The sequence below is a fragment of the Variovorax sp. V116 genome (genome assembly GCF_041154435.1).
GTDB classification, from domain to species: Bacteria; Pseudomonadota; Gammaproteobacteria; order Burkholderiales; family Burkholderiaceae_C; genus Variovorax; species Variovorax paradoxus.
Genome location: NZ_AP028661.1, coordinates 1,349,886 through 1,368,349, shown reverse-complemented (window position 1 = coordinate 1,368,349; position 18,464 = coordinate 1,349,886). Strand labels below are relative to the sequence as shown.

Sequence of the window (18,464 nt, the reverse complement as noted above, 5' to 3'; positions counted from 1 at the left end):
GCAAGGCCCGAAGGTTTTTCTATGGATCTGCAGATCGCCCTGCTTCTGGGGCAGGACGGCATCGTGAACGGCGCCGTCTACGGATTGATGGCGCTCGCGCTGGTGCTGGTGTTCTCGGTCACGCGCGTCATCTTCATTCCCCAGGGCGAGTTCGTCGCCTTCGGGGCGCTCTCGATGGCGGTGCTGCAGGCCGGCCGCGTGCCGGCCACGCTGTGGCTGCTGCTCGCGCTGGCGGCGATGGTGCTGGTGGTCGAGTTCTGGCGCTGGAAGCGCGGCGCGGTGGTCGACTGGGCCTCCGCGCTCGCATGGTGCGTGGTGCTGCCGCTGGCCGCGGCCGCGCTGGTGCTGCTGCTCAAGCCCACGTCGATGGCGGGCCAGGCGCTCGCCACGCTGCTGCTCATCATGCCGCTCGGGCCGCTGCTCTATCGCCTGGCCTACCGGCCACTGGCCAGCGCCAACGTGCTGATGCTGCTGATCGTTTCCGTCGCGCTGCATGGCGTGCTGGTGGGCCTGGGCCTCCTGTTCTTCGGTGCCGAGGGCTATCGCACCACGGCGTTCTCCGAGGAGCGCTTCGACATCGGCGGCATCCCGGTCGGCGGGCAGTCGCTGGTGGTGGTCGGCGTCACGCTGCTGCTGGTGCTTGCGATGTTCCTGTTCTTCGGCCGCTCGATGATCGGCAAGGCGCTGCGCGCCACCGCCATCAACCGCGTGGGCGCGCGGCTGTCGGGCATTCCGACGGAGCTCTCGGGCGACCTGAGCTTTGCGCTTGCGGCGCTCATCGGCGCGGTTTCGGGCCTGCTGATTGCGCCGCTCACCACGGTGTACTACGACACCGGCTTCCTGATCGGGCTGAAAGGCTTCGTCGCCGCCATCGTGGGCGGGCTGGCGAGCTATCCGCTGGCGCTCGCGGGCGCGCTGCTGGTCGGGCAGCTCGAGGCCTTTGCCTCGTTCTGGGCCAGTCCGTTCAAGGAGGTGCTGGTCTTCACGCTGATCATTCCGGTGCTGTGGTGGCGTTCGCTGCACAGCCACCATGTGGAGGACGAGGAATGAACAACACCCCGTCCAGCACCACTGCAACCGCCGCCGCACCGGCCGGCCGCGCGCTGGTCACGCCCCGGCAGCTGACGCTCGCCTGCGTGGCGGCGCTGGCCCTCGCCTGGGGCTTCCTGCCGGAGTTCACGGTCTCGGTCCTCAGCAACATCGGGCTCTATGCGCTGGTCGCGGCCGGGCTGGTGATGCTCACCGGCGTGGGCGGCATGACCTCCTTCGGCCAAGCCGCATTCGTCGGCATGGGTGCCTACGCCACCGCGTGGATCTGCACCTCGCCCATGGCCGCCGCATGGCTGGGCGGCGCCGTGGGCCCCGCGCTGCTGCCGTGGGCCGGGCTGATGCTCGGCCTCGCCTTCACCTTTGCGCTGGCCTGGGCGCTGGGCGCGGTCACGCTCAAGCTGCAGGGCCACTACCTGCCGCTGTGCACCATCGCCTGGGGCCTGAGCCTGTACTACCTGCTCGGCAACATGGACTTCCTCGGCGGGCAGACGGGCATCACCGGCGTGCCGCCATTGGTGATTGCCGGCTACTCGCTGGCCACGCCGCGCGCGCTGGGCGTGGTGATCTGGGCCGTGCTGCTGCTCGCGCTGTGGGCCATGCACAACCTGCTCGACTCGCGCGAAGGCCGGGCCATCCGCGCGCTCAAGGGCGGCCGGCTGATGGCCGAGTCGATGGGTGTGGACACCGCCCGCCACCGCGTGAAGCTGTTCGTGCTGGCTGCGCTGCTGGCGGCCGTCTCGGGCTGGCTCTATGCGCACCTGCAGCGCTTCGTGAATCCGACGCCCTTCAACCTGAACATCGGCATCGAGCTGCTGTTCATGGCGGTGGTGGGCGGCGCGGGCCACCTGTGGGGTGCGGTGCTGGGCGCCGCGCTCATCACGCTGCTGAAGGAAAAGCTGCAGGACGTGCTGCCATCGCTGCTGGGCAGCAGCGGAAACTTCGAAGTGATCGTGTTCGGCCTGCTCATGCTGTTCGTGCTGCAGCGCTTCGCGGACGGCCTGTGGCCCACGCTCGCGCGCATCGCCAGCCGCTGGGTGCGCCCACATGCCCCGGCCGCGAGCCCTACCGCGCCGGCCGTGCAGCTCGCGCACCGCAACCTGCCCGCCCGGGGCGAGGTGCTGCTGCAGGCCACCAAGGTCAGCAAGCGCTTCGGCGGCCTGGTGGCCAATAACGACATCTCGATGACGCTGAAGGCCGGCGAGATCCATGCGCTGATCGGACCGAACGGCGCGGGCAAGAGCACCTTCTTCAACATGGTCTCGGGCGTGGACGATCCGAGCGCCGGCGAAGTGCGGCTCGCGGGCCAGGCGATGACGGCCAGGCCCTCGCGCGTGTTCGCCGCGCTGGGCCTGGGCCGCACCTTCCAGCATGTGCGCCTGCTCGGTGCGCGCAGCGTGGCCGAGAACGTGGCGCTCGGCGCCCACCTGCGCGCCAGGCGCGGATGGCTCGCCGCGATGCTGCGGCTGGATCGCGCCGAGGAAGCCGCGCTGATGGCCGAGGCGCGCCGCCAGATCGAACGCTGTGGCCTCGGCGCGCATGCCGACACGCCGGCCGCATCGCTCTCGCTGGGCCAGCAGCGCGTGGTCGAGATTGCACGCGCGCTGGCCGGCCAGCCTTCGGTGCTGCTGCTCGACGAGCCCGCAGCGGGCCTGCGCCACCTGGAGAAGCGCGCGCTTTCGGTGTTGCTGGACCAGCTGCGCGCCGAAGGCCTGGGCATCCTCGTGGTGGAGCACGACATGGAATTCGTGATGAACCTGGCCGACCGCATCACGGTGCTCGAATTCGGCACCGTGATCGCCACCGGAACGCCGGCCGAAGTGCAGGCCAATCCGCGCGTGCTCGAAGCCTACCTGGGCGGTGCCGACGACGAACTGCTGGAGGACGCACGATGAGCACGCCCATCCTTCAACTCGACGGCTTCTGCGTCGCCTACCGCAGCGTCGAGGCGGTGCACAGCGTGCGCCTGCATGTGAACGAAGGCGAGATCGTCACCGTGATCGGCCCCAACGGCGCGGGCAAGACCACGCTGCTGTGCGCGGCGATGGGGCTCCTGCCTTCCACCGGCGCGCTCATGCTGCACGGCGAGCGCATCGCGCGCCCGAGCGTCGAGACCATGGTGGCGCGCGGCGTGGCGCTGGTGCCCGAGCGGCGCGAGCTGTTCGGCGAGATGTCGGTCGAGGACAACCTGCTGCTCGGCGGCTTCTACCAGTGGCGCAAGGGCAAGCGCGACCAGCGTGCGCGCATGGATGAAGTGTTCGAGATCTTCCCGCGGCTGCGCGAACGCAAGCCGCAGCTGGCTTCGACGCTCTCGGGCGGCGAGCGCCAGATGCTGGCCATCGGCCGCGCGCTGATGGCGCGCCCGCGGCTGCTGATGCTCGACGAACCCTCGCTGGGCCTGGCGCCGCTGGTGGTGCGCGAAGTGCTGCGCGTGGTCTCGCAACTGCGAAGCCATGGCGTCTCGGTGCTGCTGGTGGAGCAGAACGCACGCGCCGCCCTGCAGGTGGCCGACCGGGCCTATGTGCTCGAGATGGGCGCCGTCGCGCTCGAAGGCCATGCACGCGAATTGATGCACGACCAGAGAATCATCGACACCTACCTGGGCATCGGAAAGAAGGAATGACTCCGGATTTTCTCCCTCCCCTTCCGGGGGAGGGTTGGGGTGGGGGCAAGCGGCGCCTGACAGAGCACTGCGCCGAACGAACGCCACTTGCCCCCATCCCTACCTTCCCCCGGAAGGGGAAGGAGCAATACCAAGACAGCGAAAGGACATCCGCATGACCACCCTTCAAAGCTACATCGCCGGCCGCTGGATCGGCCAGCAGGGCGCGCAGCAGCTGCGCAGCGCCGTCAACGGCCAGCCCGTGGCCAGCACGCATGCCGAGGCCATCGACTTTGCCGAAGCGCTCGCCCACGCGCGCCGCGTCGGCCTGCCCGCGCTGATGGCGCTCGACTTCCAGCAGCGCTCCGAGCGGCTGAAGGCACTGGCCAAGCACCTGGCCGCCCACAAGGAAACGCTCTACGCGATCTCGGCCCACACGGGCGCCACGCGCACCGACAGCTGGATCGACATCGAAGGCGGCGCCGGCACGCTCGCTGCCTATGCCGGCATCGGCAGCAACGAGCTGCCCTCGGGCAACCTGGTGCATGAAGGCCCGGCCTTTGCGCTCGGCAAGAAGGGCGGCTTTGCGGGCACGCACATCCTGGTGCCGCGCGGCGGCGTGGCGGTGCACATCAACGCCTTCAACTTTCCGGTGTGGGGGCTGCTCGAGAAATTCGCGCCCAGCTTTCTCGCGGGCATGCCCTGCATCGGCAAGCCGGCCACGGCCACCAGCTACCTCACCGAGGCGCTGGTGCGGCTCATCGTGCAGTCGGGCATCCTGCCCGAAGGCAGCCTGCAACTCGTGATCGGCGGCACGGGCGACCTGCTCGACCGGCTCGAAGGGGCCGACGTGGTCACCTTCACCGGCTCGGCCGACACCGCCGCCAGGCTGCGCGTGCATCCGAACCTGGTGCGCCACTCGATCCCGTTCAACGCCGAGGCCGACTCGCTCAACTGCGCGATCCTCGCGCCCGACGTGACGCCGGGCGACGAGGAGTTCGACCTGTTCGTGAAGGAAGTGGCGCGCGAAATGACCGTCAAGGCCGGCCAGAAGTGCACCGCGATCCGCCGCGCGATCGTGCCGCGCCAGCACCTCGATGCGGTGGCCGAACGCCTTCGCGCGCGGCTGGCCAAGACCGTCATCGGCGATCCCTCGCGCGAAGAGGTGCGCATGGGCGCTCTTGCCTCGCACGCGCAGCAGGCCGACGTGGCCGAGCGCGTCGCCACGCTGCTGCAGGGCGCCGAGCTGGTGTACGGCGAGCGCGACGGCTTCTCGCCGGTGGGTGACGGCGTGGCCGATGGCGCCTTCTTCGCGCCGACGCTGCTCCTGAGCCGGAGGCCCCTCGAACACGATGCCGCGCACGATGTCGAAGCCTTCGGCCCCGTCAGCACGCTGATGCCTTATGACAGTGCTGACGGCATCGACGAAGCCCTGGCGCTGGCCGCGCGCGGGCGCGGCAGCCTGGTCGGCACGCTGGTCACGCGCGACCCGGCCATCGCGGCCAGGGCCATTCCGGTGGCCGCCGCATGGCATGGCCGCCTGCTGGTGCTCGACCGCGAGGCCGCGGCCGAATCAACCGGCCACGGCTCGCCGCTGCCGCAGCTCAAGCATGGCGGCCCGGGCCGCGCGGGCGGCGGCGAAGAGCTCGGCGGCCTGCGCGCGGTGAAGCACTACCTGCAGCGCGCCGCGGTGCAGGGCTCGCCCACCATGCTGGCCGCGATCACCGGCGAACACGTGCGCGGCGCGGCCGTGCGCGAGAGCGAGGTGCACCCGTTCCGCCGCCACTTCGAGGACCTGCGCATCGGCGACTCGCTGCTCACGCACCGCCGCACCGTCGGCGAGGCCGACATCGTGGCCTTCGGCGGCATCTCGGGCGACTATTTCTACATGCATTTCGACGAGGTGGCGGCCAGGGAGTCGCCGTTCGGCAAGCGCATCGCGCACGGCTACTTCGTGCTGTCGGCCGCGGCGGGCCTGTTCGTGTCGCCCGCGCCGGGCCCGGTGCTTGCCAACTACGGCCTCGACACGCTGCGCTTCGTGAAGCCCGTGGGCATCGGCGACACCATCCGCGCACGCCTCACTTGCAAGCGCAAGATCGACCGCAACAGGAAGGACGCGAGCGGCCAGGGACAGGGCGTGGTGGCCTGGGACGTGGAGGTGACGAACCAGGACGGCGAGCTGGTCGCGAGCTACGATATCCTGACCCTCGTCTCCAAGAAACCAGAAACCACCTGATGTTCGATCTCACAGGAAAAGCAGCGCTCGTCACCGGCGGCAACGGCGGCATCGGCCTGGGCATGGCCCAGGGGCTGGCCAAGGCCGGCGCCCGCGTCGTCATTGCCGCGCGCAACATGCAGAAGTCGGCCGCCGCGGTCGAGGCGCTCCGGGCCCTGGGCAGCGACAGCTTCGCGCTCGAAGTCGACGTGGCCGACGAAGCCTCGGTGCAGAAGGCGGTCGACGAAGCAGCCGCGCGCTGCGGCCGCCTCGACATCCTCGTCAACAACGCCGGCACCACCGTGCGCAAGCCCGTCGACCAGCTCGCGCTGGACGAATGGCGCCTGGTGCTGGACACCAACCTGACCAGCGCCTTTCTCTGCAGCCGCGCTGCGCATCCGCACCTGAAGGCGGCCGGCGGCGGCAAGATCATCAACATCGGCTCGATGATGTCGATCTTCGGCGCACCCTACGCACCCGCTTATGCCGCGAGCAAGGCGGGCATCGTGCAGCTCACCAAGTCGACCGCGCTTTCGTGGGCGGCCGACAACATCCAGGTCAATGCCATCTTGCCGGGCTGGTTCGAGACCGAGCTGACCGACGGCGCCCGCAGCCAGATCCCGGGCCTCTACGACCGCGTGGTGGCCCGCGCCGCTGCCGGGCGCTGGGGCCAGCCGGCCGACATCGCCGGCACCGCGGTGTTCCTTGCGAGCGCCGCCTCCGACTACGTGACCGGCACCGCGATCCCGGTCGACGGCGGATTCTCCATTTCTGGCTGAAGCCGGGCGGCCCGTGTAAATTCGGCCGCCATGCTTGCCTGGTTCCAGATCTTTCTCTTCGTCGCCGGTACGGCCGCGCTGCTGTATGTTTCGCGCGGCCCGCTGCGCCAGCCCGGCTCGCATGGCTTCTACCGCTTCTTCGCGTGGGAATGCATGCTGGCGCTGATCATCGTGAACCTGCCGGTGTGGCATGTGGACCCGCTGTCGTTCACCCAGCTGCTGTCCTGCGTATTCCTCGCGCTGTCGATCTGGCTGCCGATCCATGCGGTGAAACTGCTCAAGGCCCACAGCAAGCCGACCGAGGCGCGCAGCGACGATCCGGCGCTCTACGGTTTCGAGAAGACCTCTTCCATTGTTTCGACCGGCGCCTTCCGCTACATCCGCCACCCGATGTACACGGCGCTCATGCTGCTGGCCTGGGGCGCCTTCCTCAAGCAGTTCACCTGGCTCACGCTGGCGCTGGTGATGGCGGCCACGGTGCTGCTGTTCCTCACGGCCCTGAGCGACGAGAAGGAATGCATTGCGCACTTCGGCGACGACTACCGCGAATACATGCGCTGCACGCGGCGCTTCATTCCGTTCGTGCTGTAACAGCCCATGCCTTCTCCTAAAAGCACGGCCTTTCCCTCTGCCACGCAGGCCGCGCTGCTGTTCCTTGCGGTGTTTCTCTGCGAATTCGCGATCGGCGCAGCGCTGCGCGATGCCAATCGCTGGCTTGGGCTGAACGGCATGCAGCTCGGCGTGCTGTCGGCGGTGCTGGGCAACGGCTGCGTGTTCGCCGTGGTGATGCACCAGCAGAAGCTCAGCTACCGCGAACTCTTCCACCAGTCGCCGGCTTCCGCCCGCGCCACCCTGATGCTGGTCGTGCCGCCCGTGCTGCTGCTCGTGCCGGGGCTGATGGTGGTGATGAGCGCCGTGCTCAACCTGCTGATTCTCATCGCGCCGCTTTCCGCCTGGGAGGAGTCGATGTTCAGCCGCATGGCCGACGGCAGCGTCGCGGCCACGCTGGCCGTGTGCCTGATGGCGCCGCTGCTCGAGGAAATGCTGTTCCGCGGCATCGTGCTGCGCGGGTTTTTGCTGCGCTATTCGCGCTGGCAGGCCATCGTGGGCTCGGCGCTGCTCTTCGGCGCCGCGCACCTGAACATCTACCAGTTCGTCGTGGGCCTGGTGATGGGCACCGTGCTCGGATGGCTCTATGAGCGCAGCCGCTCGCTCATCCCGTGCATTGCGCTGCATGCGGCCTACAACAGCGGCACGATCTTCATCGGCGACTGGCCGGATGGCAGCTCGACGGCGGACACGGCGTGGGCCTTGCTGCTCGTCTTTATCGCGGGACTGTGCGGCGTGCTCGCATTGCGCCGCATGCTGGTGGTGCCGGTCGCGCGCAACCCCGTTCCCTGAAACCGGAGCCGGCCACGCGCGGCAAGGCTAGCGGCGCACGGGCGCCAGCGGCCGCGCATCGACGGCCTCGCCATCGACGATGAAATGCCCGCCCGCCACGTGATGCAGCGTGCGCAGCTCGTCATGCCCGGTGAAGTTCCATCGGCCGTCGGCGAACACGCGCGCATCGGCCTGCGCCGCGATCACCTCGCCCAGGAATAGGTCGTAGCGCTGCTGGATCGGCGGCTCGGGCAGCAGGCGGCATTCGAGCCAGGCCGCGCAGCCTTCCAGCAGCGGCGCCTCGGTTGCAACGCCCGCAAAGGTCCGCAAGCCATAGGCCGCAAATTTGTCGTGCCCGTCGCGCTCCACGATCTCGCGGCCCGAGCTGTTGCCCAGCGCATCGGTGAGATCGAGCTGCGCCCGCGTAGGCACCTGCAGCGCGAAGCTGCCCGCACCTTCGAGCAGCACGCGCGTCCAGGTGCTCTTGTCGAGCACCACCGCCACCTTGGGCGGATCGAAATCCAGCGGCATTGCCCACGCCGCAGCCATGATGTTGCGCTGGCCGCCATGCGCGGCACTCACGAGGACGGTGGGGCCGTGGTTGAGCAGGCGGTAGGCCTTGGCGAGGGGGACCGGGCGGCGGTGGAAAGACGAAGGCTGGGCCGGGGAGTCGGAAAGCGGTGTGGAATGGGCCATGCGCCAGCATGCCACGCCTTTTGCGCGCTCGCTTGGCGCTGCTGTTCGGCTTGGCGTTGTTCGGCTTGGCGCTGTTGTTCGGGGCGCGCTCCCGCCGACGGGGTACCTTGCTCCGCGAATGTCCTCCGGCCTGCGGCCTCCCCCTTGATTTCGCTGCGCAAGGCACCCCATCAGCGGGAGCGTTATGCGGAGCGGTGGTTGATCAGCGATGCACAACGAGCGTGCCCTCGTGCACAGAGCATCGGGTGCTCCCCGCAGCGAAATCAAGGAGGAGGCCGCAGGCCGGGGGACATTCGCGGAGGGGAGTACCCGGTGGCCTGTGCACGCGCCCCGAACACAAGACCCCAGCGCAACGTGCGCCTCAGCTCCCGCGAGTCAGCATCCGCCCCGCCCGCGCAAGCACCTTCGCTTCAGCATCACCGCCCCTATACGCGAGCACCCCATTCACGAACACCCGCTCCACCCCCAGGCTCACGCCGTGCGGCTTGTCGTAGGTGGCGGTGTCGGCGATGGTCTCGGGGTCGAACACCACCACGTCGGCCATTGCACCCACACGCAGCAACCCGCGGTCTGCGATGCGCAGGTTGCGCGCGGTCATGCCGGTCATCTTGTGCACGGCCTGCTCGAGCGTGAACAGGCGGCGCTCGCGCCAGTAGCGCGCGAACACGCGCGGGAACGCACCCCACAGCCGCGGATGCGGATGGCGGTCGTGCGGCAGGCCGTCGCTGCCGATCATGGTGAGCGGATGCGCAATGACGCGCTCCACGTCTTCTTCCTGCATCTGGAAGTAGCAGGCGCCACCAGGCTTGAGGCGCAAGCACGCCTCCTGCTCGGTGGTGCCCCACTCGCGCGCGATGTCGGAGATCAGGCGGCCGGTCATCTCGGGGTACGGGTCGGACCAGGTCAGCAGCACGTCGATGACGCCGTCGACCAGGTCTTCGCGCAGCACGGTGGAACCGGCCACGTAGGGGTACACGTCCATCGATATTTTCTGCCGCTGCGCGAGCGCTTCGATCAAGGGCAGCGTTTCCTTCGTGCGGCCCCAGTTGGCGGGGCCCGCGCACTTGTGGTGCGAAATGACCAGTGGCACGCCGGCGCTGAAAGCGGTGTCGCCCGCTTCATGCAGCGCCTCGATGATCTGCTGCATCTCGCTGCGCAGGTGCGTGGCGTAGACGCCGCCGTGCCTTGCCACGACGCGTGCGAGCGCGGTCACTTCTTCGGCCGGCGCAGCAAATGCTTCTTCATAGAACAGCCCCGACGACAAGCCATGCGCGCCCTCGGCCATGCAGCCCTCGAGCAGCGCCGCCATGCGCGCGAGCTCGTCGCCGCTGGCCGGACGATCAAGCGCTTCCATCGCAGCGAAGCGCAAGGTGGTGTGCCCCACCAGCGCCGCCACGTTGAGCGCGGGCTGCACGGCATCGACGGCCGCGCGGTACTCGGCCATGGTCGCATGCTTGAACGATTCCGCGCCCAGCAGCGTGAGCGGCGGCTTGGACTGCGGCGTGCGGTACGGTGCGAGCGAGATGCCGCAGTTGCCCGTCACCACGGTGGTGATGCCCTGCGACACCTTCGGCAGGCACAGCGGGTCGCGCAGCACGATGGCGTCGTCGTGCGTGTGCGCATCGATGAAGCCGGGTGCGATCACCTTCGTGCGGCAGTCGACGATCTCGACGTCTTCGGGCGCGAGGCCTTCGGGCAGCCGCCCGCGCAGGCCCTCGCCGAGCGCAAGAATGCGGTCGCCCTGCAGCAGCACGTCGCCGGGCCACGAAGGCCCGCCCGAGCCGTCGACCACGAGTCCGGCCTCGAGCAGGATGGCTTTCGATCGATCGCTCACGATGCGGGCCCTCCCGTGTTGATGCCGCCGCCATCCCAGCTTTGCAGCGGATGCGTGGTGGCGTCGATGCCGTGGCGCTGGAAGGCTTCGCGCGCGCGCTGCAGGCGCTGCACCGCGGGTTCGCCGCGTCGCTGGGCCACCAGCACCGTGAGGATCTCGATCGCCGTGAGGTGCGTCAGGTAGGCATCGATGCCCACGTGCATCACGGCGTCGTCGGGCACCGAGAGGCCCAGCAGGAAGTCGGCCTTGGCCGCCAGGGCCGTGCCGGGCCGCGTGAGCGCGACCACCTTGGCACCCTGCCCGCGCGCGATGTCCACCGCATCGAGCAGCGAAGGCATGCCGCCCACGTGCGAGATGGCGATGACCACGCCGCCCGGACGCTGCGCCGCACCCGCCACCTGCTGCAGGTGGTAGTCGGCCCAGGCATTGGCCGAGAGGCCGAGCCTGAAGAGCCGCGCCTGCAGGTCGTTGGCCATGAACCACGAGGTGGCGCCCGCGCCGTACAGGTCGACGTGCGGTGCGGCCGCGATGGCGGCCACCGCGCCTTCGAGCACCTGCATGTCGAGCTGCCCGCGCACGCCGGACACCGAGGCCGCCGCGCTGCGCGCGATCTTGCCGACGACCTCGTCGGCCGCGTCCTCGATGTTCACGCGCCGGTGCAGCGGCGAGCCGCCGAGCGCCAGCTCCTGCGCGAGCGCGAGCTTGAATTCGCGCAGCCCCGCAAAGCCCAGGTCGCGGCAGGTGCGCATGATGGTGGGCACCGAGCTGCGCGAGCGCTCGGCCAGCTGCTCGAAACTCTCTTCGAGCGCGCGGTCGGGGTCTTCGAGGATCAGGTCGAGAATCGCGCGCCGCGTGGCCGGCGCGCTGCTGCGGGCCTGCGCGATCTTCTGAAGCAGGGAAGGAGTCATCGCGGCGGGTTCAGAAATGCATGGCGACGGCGTCGCTCACGCGGTAGTTCTCTTCGACCACCGGCATCCAGTGCCATTTGTCGAAGGTGGTGCAGGGGTGCGAGATGCCCAGGCCCACGCGGTCGCCGACCACGGGGGCCTGCGCCTCTTCGGCGGCGTCCCAGCGCAGGTAGGCGTGCTGGTCGTTGAGCGCGGTGATCTTCCAGCCGGCGGGCACCGCCTGCGCTTCGAGCATGCCGCGTGCGGCGCGTGCGATGGGCACCGGCATCGACAGGTCGAAGGAAATGTCGCGCTTGCCCACGGCCAGGATCGCCAGGCCGGGCTCGGGCCGCGACTGCACCGTGGCCCACACCTCCATCGCGGGGCGCAGGCTCTCGCCGCAATCGCAGCCCAGGCGCTCGTCCACCGCGCTCACCATGCGCTTGTAGAAGCCGTGGTCGTGCGTCACATAGCAGCCCGAGCGCAGCAGGCCGCGCACCGGCGAACCCAGCGCGGGCTTCAGGCGCCCCGCCACCAGGTCGAAGATGGCCGAGCCGCCGGCCGAGACCAGCACCTCGTCGGTCTCGAACAATTGCTGCGTGTCGCAATGGCGCGCGATGGCTTCCACGCGGTCCATCAGCGCGCTGGCGTAGGCCGCGTCGGCTTCGCTGGAACCCGTGGCGCCCTGCCCTTCGTAGGTTTCGATGCCCACGAGCTTGGCCGCATCGCTGGCACGCAGCCGCGTGGCAAGCGCCACGGCTTCCTCATGCGTGCGGCAGCCGGTGCGTGCGCCCTCCACACCGATCTCCAGCATCACCTCGAAAGGCACGCTCTCGGGATGGCGCTTGGACCAGTCCTCGATCAATGCGAGCTGCGCGAGCGAATCGACCAGGAACACCACGCGCAAGTCGGCGTGCGCGTGCAGCAGCAGCTGGATGCCGGCCAGGTCTTCGTCGCTCACCACCTGGTTGGCGATGAGCGTGCGGCGCGCGCCGGCGGCCACGCCCACCGCCAGCTGCGTGACGGTGGCGAAGGTCAGGCCCCAGGCGCCGGCGTCGAGCTGGCGCCGGAAGAGCTGCGGCGACATGGTGGTCTTGCCGTGCGGCGCCAGGTCGATGCCCCAGGCGCGTACGCGCGACTGCATCCAGGCCAGGTTGTGCTCGAGCGCCTCGCGCTTGAGTACGGCCAGCGGCAGCGGCAGGTCGCCCGCGAGCACGTTCCATCCCGCGGCGCCGACTTCGCTGCGGCGGCGCGGCGGCTGGGTGCGCGGGTAGCCCTTGAAGTTGCTGCCCAGCAGCGGGTCGTTGAATTCCGGGTCGGCGGTGGTGTCGGTCATGGTGTTCATGCGGCAATGTTGGAGAGCAGCTCTTTTCGGATGCAGGCGCTGTAGTGTCCGGCGGAAATCTCGTCGAGCGGCGGCACCGTCTGCGCACAGGCCTCGATGGCGTGCGGGCAGCGGGTGCGGAACACGCAGCCCGAGGGCGGCGAGATCGGGCTCGGGATATCGCCCTTGAGCGCGATGCGCTCGGTGGCAAGCGTCGGGTCGGGCTTCGGGCTCGCGGCCAGCAGCGCCTGCGTGTAGGGATGCGAAGGCCGCGCGAACAGCTCGTCGGTGGTCGCCACTTCCATCACCTTGCCGAGGTACAGCACCACCACGCGGTCGCACAGGTACTCGACCACGTCGAGGTCGTGCGAGATGAAGAGCATGGTGAGGCCGAGCCGCTCGCGCAGGTCGGCCAGCAGGTTGATGACCTGCGACTGGATCGACACGTCGAGCGCCGACAGCGGCTCGTCGGCCACGATGAACTCGGGCTCCACGGCCAGCGCGCGCGCCACGCCGATGCGCTGGCGCTGCCCGCCCGAGAACTCGTGCGGGAAGCGGCTGGCATGCTCGGCGCGCAGGCCCACGGTTTCGAGCAGCTCGGCAATGCGCTTGTCGCGCGCCGCCGCGCCCTTGTGCAGGCCGTGCGTGGACAGCGCCTCGCCGAGGATCGCGCTGATGCGCATCTTCGGATTCAGGCTCGCATAGGGGTCCTGGAAGATGATCTGCAGCTTGCTGCGCAGCCGGCGCATGCGTTCGCCCGACAGCGCGCCGATGTCGTCGCCGCGGTAGAGCACCTGGCCCTCGGTGCGCTCGACCAGGCGCAGCACGGTGCGGCCGATGGTGCTCTTGCCCGAGCCCGATTCGCCGACCAGGCCCAGCGTTTCGCCGGGCTGGATCGCGAAAGACACGTCGTCGACCGCGCGCACCGGGCGGTCGCTGGCGCCGAAGTATTTCTTGAGTCCGCGGACTTCGATGAGGGGAGCGGCGGTGGTCATCGTAGGCTTTCTCCCTCCCCTTCCGGGGGAGGGTTGGGGTGGGGGCTCTGGGCGGTGGAGAGCGTCGCAACGATGGAACGGCCGCGTGCCCCCACCCCGGCCCTCCCCCGGGAGGGGAGGGAGCAAGAAAGGAGCAGCGCGCTCGTCATGCCACCCTCGCAAGTTGAGCATCCGGCTGCACGCGAATGCAGCGCGCCTGCCGGCCCGGTCGGATATCGATCAGCGGCGGAATCGCTTCCCTGCAGCCCGCCAGCGCATGGTCGCAGCGCGGCTCGAAGGCGCAGCCCGGCGGCGGTGCCAGCGGGCTCGACACCTGGCCGCGGATCGCGAACAGCCGCTTGGGCTTGGGCTGCCCCGGCAGCCGCGCCTTGCCCGGCAGGCAGGCCAAAAGGCCCTGCGTGTACGGATGCTCGGGCTGCGCGAACAGCGGCCGCACGGGCGCGCTCTCGACCACGCGGCCCGCATAGAGCACCACCACGTCGTCCGCATGGTGCGCGACCACGCCGAGGTTGTGGGTGATGAAGAGAATGCTCATGCCGGTCTCGGCCTGCAGCCGGCGCATGAGCTCGAGGATCTGCGCCTGGATGGTGACGTCGAGCGCGGTGGTGGGCTCGTCGGCAATCAGCAGCGTCGGATCGCAGGCCATGGCCAGCGCGATCATCACGCGCTGGCGCATGCCGCCCGAGAGCTGGTGCGGGTACTCGTGGATGCGCTGCGCGGCCGCGGGAATTTCCACCAGCTCCAGCATGCGCAGCGCATGGGCCATGGCCGCCTTGCGGTCCAGGCCCTTGTGCAGCCGCACGCTTTCGGCAATCTGCTCGCCGATGGTGAAGACCGGGTTCAGGCTGGTCATCGGCTCCTGGAAGATCATCGACAGCTGGTTGCCGCGCAGGCTGCGCATCTCGCGTTCGCCGATCTGCAGCAGGTCGAGCGTCTTGCCCTCGCGGGTCACGAAAGAAGCCGAGCCGCTGACCTGCGCGTTCGCGGTCTTGGGCAACAGGCGCATCAGCGTGAGGCTGGTCACCGACTTGCCCGAGCCCGATTCGCCGACCAGCGCCGTGGTCTTGCCGGGCTGGATCGAGAAGCTCACATCGGCCACCGAACGGATCAGGCCGTCCTCGGTGGGAAAGCTGGTGCTCAGGTTGCTGACCGTGAGACGCGGGGTGTTCGTGGCGTTCGTCATCACAGGGTCTTCTTGAGCTTGGGGTCGAGCAGGTCGCGCACGCCGTCGCCCAGCAGCTGCAGCGAGAGCGCGGTGAAGATGATCGCGAGCCCCGGGAACAGCACCACCCAGAAGGCCTGGTGCGCGTACTGCTGGCTGCCAGCGACCATGGTGCCCCAGGTCGGAATCTCGGGCGGCACGCCCACGCCCAGGAACGAGAGCCCCGCCTCGGCCAGGATCGCGTAGGCGAAGATGAACGACACCTGCACGAGGATCGGCGACATCAGGTTCGGCAATATGTGCCGCCACAGGATGCGCGAGGTGCGCACACCCAGCGCGCGCACCGCCTCGACGAACAGCAGCTCGCGCACCACCAGCGTCGAGGCACGCACCACCCGTGCCACGCGCGGCGTGTAGACCAGCACCAGCGCGAGCACGGTGTTGATGAGCGAAGGCCCGAGGATCGCCACCAGCGCAATCGCCAGCAGGATGTCGGGGAAGGACATCATCGCGTCGACCACGCGCATCAGCGGCGTATCGAGCCGTCGGAAGAAACCGGCCAAGAGGCCCAGCACCGTGCCCGCAACCACCGCGCCCAGCGCAGTGAGCGCCGCGATGGCCAGCGAGTAGCGCGCGCCGTGGACGATGCGCGAATACATGTCGCGGCCGAGCTCGTCGGTGCCCAGCAGGTGCTCGGCGCTCGGGCCCTTCAGGCGCTGCAGCACGGCGGTGTCATTGGGATCGATGGAGGCGAACAGCGGCGCGCCGATGGCGAGCACCGCAATGACCAGCAGCACCAGCGCGGAGACCATCACGATGCGGCGGTGCATCAGCTGGCGGAGCATTCGTGGCATTTGCATTCTTGTTCCCTCAGACTTTCACGCGCGGATCGACGACGGCGTAGAGCAGGTCGATGGAGAAATTGATCAGCACGTAGATCGCCGCAATCACGAGCAGCGCGCCCTGGATCACCGGATAGTCGCGCCGCAGCACCGCGCTCACCACCAGGTTGCCGACACCCGGCAGCCCGAACACGGTCTCGGTGATGACGGCGCCGCCGATCATCAGCGCGACCGTGAGGCCGATCACCGTGACGATGGGCACCAGCGCATTGCGCAGCGCATGCTTGAGCACGACGGTGCTTTCGCTCAGGCCCTTGGAACGCGCGGTGCGCACATAGTCTTCGCCGAGCACGTCGAGCATCGAAGCGCGCGTGAAGCGGATGATGAGCGCCGAGTTCAAGAGGCCCAGCACCGTGGCCGGCAGCACCAGCGCATGCAAGCGTTCGGCGAACGGCGCATCGGGCGCGCCGTAGCCCGAGACAGGAAACCAGCCGAAGGACACCGCAAAGATCTGGATCAGCACGATGCCGAGCCAGAAGCTCGGAATGCTGGCGCCCAGCATCGCAATGCCGGTGAAGAGCTGGTCGACCACGCGCCCGCGGAACACCGCCGAGACGATGCCGCAGGGCACGCCGATCAGCGCCGCGATGGCCACGGCCATCAGCGCGAGCAGCGTGGTCGGTTCGGCCCGCTCCCACAGCGCCTGCGTGACCGGCCGCTGCAGGAAGATCGAGGTGCCGAGGTTGCCCTGCAGCACTTCGCGCAGCCAGTAGCCGAACTGCACGGGCAGCGGCTTGTCGAGGCCGTATTCCTTCTGCACGCGCGCGATGTCGGCGGCCGTCGCCTGGTCGCCCAGCAGCACCGAGACCGGATCGCCCGAGGCCGCGCGCGTGAGCACGAAGACGAGCACCGCCACGATCGCGAGCACGACGAGCATGCCGGCGGCGCGGGAAGCAAGATAGCGAAACATGGGGGGCGGTTCCGTGGCGGGGCGGGGGTTTACTTGATCCTTGCGTTCCAGAAGAACGGCCAGGTCGCGGGCTGGTAGTTGTCCAGCGCCGGACTCTTGGCCGAGAGGCCGTTGAACTTGCCGACGTTGATGTACGGCACTTCTTCATAGACCACCTGCTGCACCTTGCCCCACAGCGCGCCGCGCTTGGCCGGATCGCTCTCGACGTTGAAGGCCTGCAGCGCCGACTTCTTGGCGGGCGAGTCCCACCAGCCCGGCGCGCCGTCGCCCAGCTGCGGCGGCGAGAGCATCGGCTCGGGGAACTGGCCCGAATGGGTCACGTAGATGTCCCACAGCTTCGGGTCGTTGCGGCGCTGCACCAGCGTGGCCCAGTCGACCACGTTGAGGTCGACCTTGAAGCCGGCGCGCTTGAGCTGCTCGGCCATCAGGAGCGACATGTTGTAGTGGAAGTCGTACTGGCGGCTGGTGAGCACGCGGATCGGCTCGCCCTTGTAGCCGGCCTTGGCCGCGGCCTCCTTGGCCTTGGCGGCGTTGCGCTCGTTGTAGAGCGTGGTGCCCGCGGTCGAATAGAACGGCGAGCCCTTGGGAAAGTGGTTGCCTTCGGCCACGAAAAAGCGCGTGTCGCCAAAGCCCGCGGCGAGCATCTCGCCCTCGCCGAGCGCCGACTGGATCGCCTGGCGCACGGCCTGGTTGGAAGCCACGCCTTCCTTGGTGTTGAGCACCAGGTACGGAAAGCCGAACGACGGCGTCATGATCGGCACGGTCTTGCCGCCCGACTTCTCCAGGCGCGGCAGCGCTTCGACCGGCAGCAGGTCGGCAAAGTCGTACTGGCCGGCCAGTGCGCCTTCCACGCGCGTGCTGGCATTGGGCACCGGCACGAAGCGCAGCTCCTCGATGGCCGCCTCGCGCTTGCCGCCGTAGCCGCTCGCGGGTTCCTTGCGCGCCGCGTACTTGTCGAAGCGCGTGAGCAGCACGAACTGGTCGGGGCGGCGCTCCTTGAACTTGTAGGGGCCGGTGCCGACGAAATCCTTGAGCGGCGAAGCGATGGAATCCTTCGCCATGATGGCGGCCATGCCGCTGGGCAGCGCGAGCTGCGAGAGCAGTGGCGCATACGGCGCCTTCAGCACGATCTCCACGCCCAGCGGGCCCTTGGCCTTGAGGCTCTCGACTTCCTTGCCCACGGCCTTGCCGCGCGGCGACTGGTCCATCCAGCGCTGCAGGCTGGCCACCACGTCGTCGGCGTTGAGTTCGCGGCCGTTGTGCAGCATCACGCCCTTGCGCAGCGTGATCGCGTAGGTCTTGCCGTCGGCCGAGATCCTGGGGCTGCTCTCGGCCAGCATCGGCACCACGTTCCACTTGGCGTCGAAGGTGTAGAGCGTCTCGTACACGTGCTGCATGATGGTTCCGACCAGGTCGGCCGTGGACGCCATCGGGTCGAGCGTCTGCGGTTCGGCCACCATGGCCAGCGTGGCAAAGTTGCGCGGCCCCTGGGCATGCGCAGGCTGGGAAGGCAGCGCGGCACACAGCATGGCGAGCAGGGAGGCAGCCAGCAGGCTGCGTTTCGACAGCTTCGGCAGGCACTGGACAAGACCGGCGTGAGACATGGGGAACTCCTTCGTGGGGCAGGCAAATTGTGAAAGAAATTTTCTTTTCGGCCCGCACTTTGAAGCACTATCCATGCCAAATCATCCGTGTTAACCCTTGTTTGTGGGTTTTTCTGAAACAAATTTT

Annotated in this window: 16 protein-coding genes; 7 read left to right on the top strand and 9 right to left on the bottom strand. The window is 68.9% G+C overall.

Going from position 1 to position 18,464, the window contains the following annotated elements; genetic code table 11:
* The first annotated feature begins 21 nt into the window (after window positions 1–21).
* The 7 genes from ACAM58_RS06320 (at window position 22) to ACAM58_RS06290 (ending at window position 8,044) form a co-directional block, all read left to right on the top strand.
* Window positions 22–1,050, top strand: a complete 1,029-nt coding sequence (locus ACAM58_RS06320) for a branched-chain amino acid ABC transporter permease (protein ID WP_012746378.1) — start codon at window positions 22–24, stop codon at window positions 1,048–1,050.
* Window positions 1,047–2,942, top strand: a complete 1,896-nt coding sequence (locus ACAM58_RS06315; protein ID WP_012746377.1) for an ATP-binding cassette domain-containing protein — start codon at window positions 1,047–1,049, stop codon at window positions 2,940–2,942. The genes ACAM58_RS06320 and ACAM58_RS06315 overlap by 4 nt, the downstream gene beginning before the upstream one ends.
* Entirely contained in the window at window positions 2,939–3,670 is a 732-nt protein-coding gene (locus tag ACAM58_RS06310; protein WP_062362996.1) for an ABC transporter ATP-binding protein, read from the top strand. Before ACAM58_RS06315 ends, ACAM58_RS06310 begins: the two co-directional genes overlap by 4 nt.
* 154 nt (window positions 3,671–3,824) lie before the next feature.
* Entirely contained in the window at window positions 3,825–5,885 is a 2,061-nt protein-coding gene (gene paaZ, locus ACAM58_RS06305) for a phenylacetic acid degradation bifunctional protein PaaZ (RefSeq protein WP_062362999.1), read from the top strand.
* On the top strand, window positions 5,885–6,643 hold the full coding sequence (locus ACAM58_RS06300) for an SDR family NAD(P)-dependent oxidoreductase (protein WP_018906485.1): 759 nt from the start codon (window positions 5,885–5,887) through the stop codon (window positions 6,641–6,643). Before paaZ ends, ACAM58_RS06300 begins: the two co-directional genes overlap by 1 nt.
* A 30-nt stretch (window positions 6,644–6,673) precedes the next feature.
* Window positions 6,674–7,234, top strand: coding sequence for an isoprenylcysteine carboxylmethyltransferase family protein (locus tag ACAM58_RS06295; protein WP_062363001.1), 561 nt, complete (start codon window positions 6,674–6,676; stop codon window positions 7,232–7,234).
* Window positions 7,235–7,240: 6 nt separating this feature from the next.
* Window positions 7,241–8,044, top strand: a complete 804-nt coding sequence (locus ACAM58_RS06290; RefSeq protein WP_062363004.1) for a CPBP family intramembrane glutamic endopeptidase — start codon at window positions 7,241–7,243, stop codon at window positions 8,042–8,044.
* Window positions 8,045–8,071: 27 nt separating this feature from the next.
* On the opposite strand, the gene ACAM58_RS06285 is transcribed toward ACAM58_RS06290, so the two are convergent.
* The 9 genes from ACAM58_RS06285 to ACAM58_RS06245 form a co-directional block, all read right to left on the bottom strand.
* Window positions 8,072–8,719, bottom strand: coding sequence for a flavin reductase family protein (locus ACAM58_RS06285; RefSeq protein ID WP_012746371.1), 648 nt, complete (start codon window positions 8,717–8,719; stop codon window positions 8,072–8,074).
* Between the two features lie 361 nt (window positions 8,720–9,080).
* A complete protein-coding gene (locus tag ACAM58_RS06280) occupies window positions 9,081–10,553 on the bottom strand; it encodes an amidohydrolase family protein (RefSeq protein WP_012746370.1) in 1,473 nt (490 codons plus the stop codon).
* Window positions 10,550–11,461, bottom strand: a complete 912-nt coding sequence (locus ACAM58_RS06275; protein ID WP_012746369.1) for a MurR/RpiR family transcriptional regulator — start codon at window positions 11,459–11,461, stop codon at window positions 10,550–10,552. Before ACAM58_RS06275 ends, ACAM58_RS06280 begins: the two co-directional genes overlap by 4 nt.
* Window positions 11,462–11,471: 10 nt before the next feature.
* Complete coding sequence (locus tag ACAM58_RS06270) at window positions 11,472–12,785, bottom strand: amino acid deaminase (protein ID WP_012746368.1); 1,314 nt, start codon at window positions 12,783–12,785, stop codon at window positions 11,472–11,474.
* Window positions 12,782–13,759, bottom strand: coding sequence for an ABC transporter ATP-binding protein (locus tag ACAM58_RS06265; RefSeq protein WP_012746367.1), 978 nt, complete (start codon window positions 13,757–13,759; stop codon window positions 12,782–12,784). The genes ACAM58_RS06270 and ACAM58_RS06265 overlap by 4 nt, the downstream gene beginning before the upstream one ends.
* Window positions 13,760–13,904: 145 nt before the next feature.
* Window positions 13,905–14,942, bottom strand: a complete 1,038-nt coding sequence (locus ACAM58_RS06260; RefSeq protein ID WP_012746366.1) for an ABC transporter ATP-binding protein — start codon at window positions 14,940–14,942, stop codon at window positions 13,905–13,907.
* A complete protein-coding gene (locus tag ACAM58_RS06255; protein ID WP_012746365.1) occupies window positions 14,942–15,781 on the bottom strand; it encodes an ABC transporter permease in 840 nt (279 codons plus the stop codon). Before ACAM58_RS06255 ends, ACAM58_RS06260 begins: the two co-directional genes overlap by 1 nt.
* Before the next feature lie 10 nt (window positions 15,782–15,791).
* Complete coding sequence (locus ACAM58_RS06250) at window positions 15,792–16,733, bottom strand: ABC transporter permease (protein WP_012746364.1); 942 nt, start codon at window positions 16,731–16,733, stop codon at window positions 15,792–15,794.
* Window positions 16,734–16,762: 29 nt separating this feature from the next.
* Complete coding sequence (locus tag ACAM58_RS06245; protein WP_012746363.1) at window positions 16,763–18,337, bottom strand: ABC transporter substrate-binding protein; 1,575 nt, start codon at window positions 18,335–18,337, stop codon at window positions 16,763–16,765.
* Window positions 18,338–18,464: the final 127 nt, after the last annotated feature.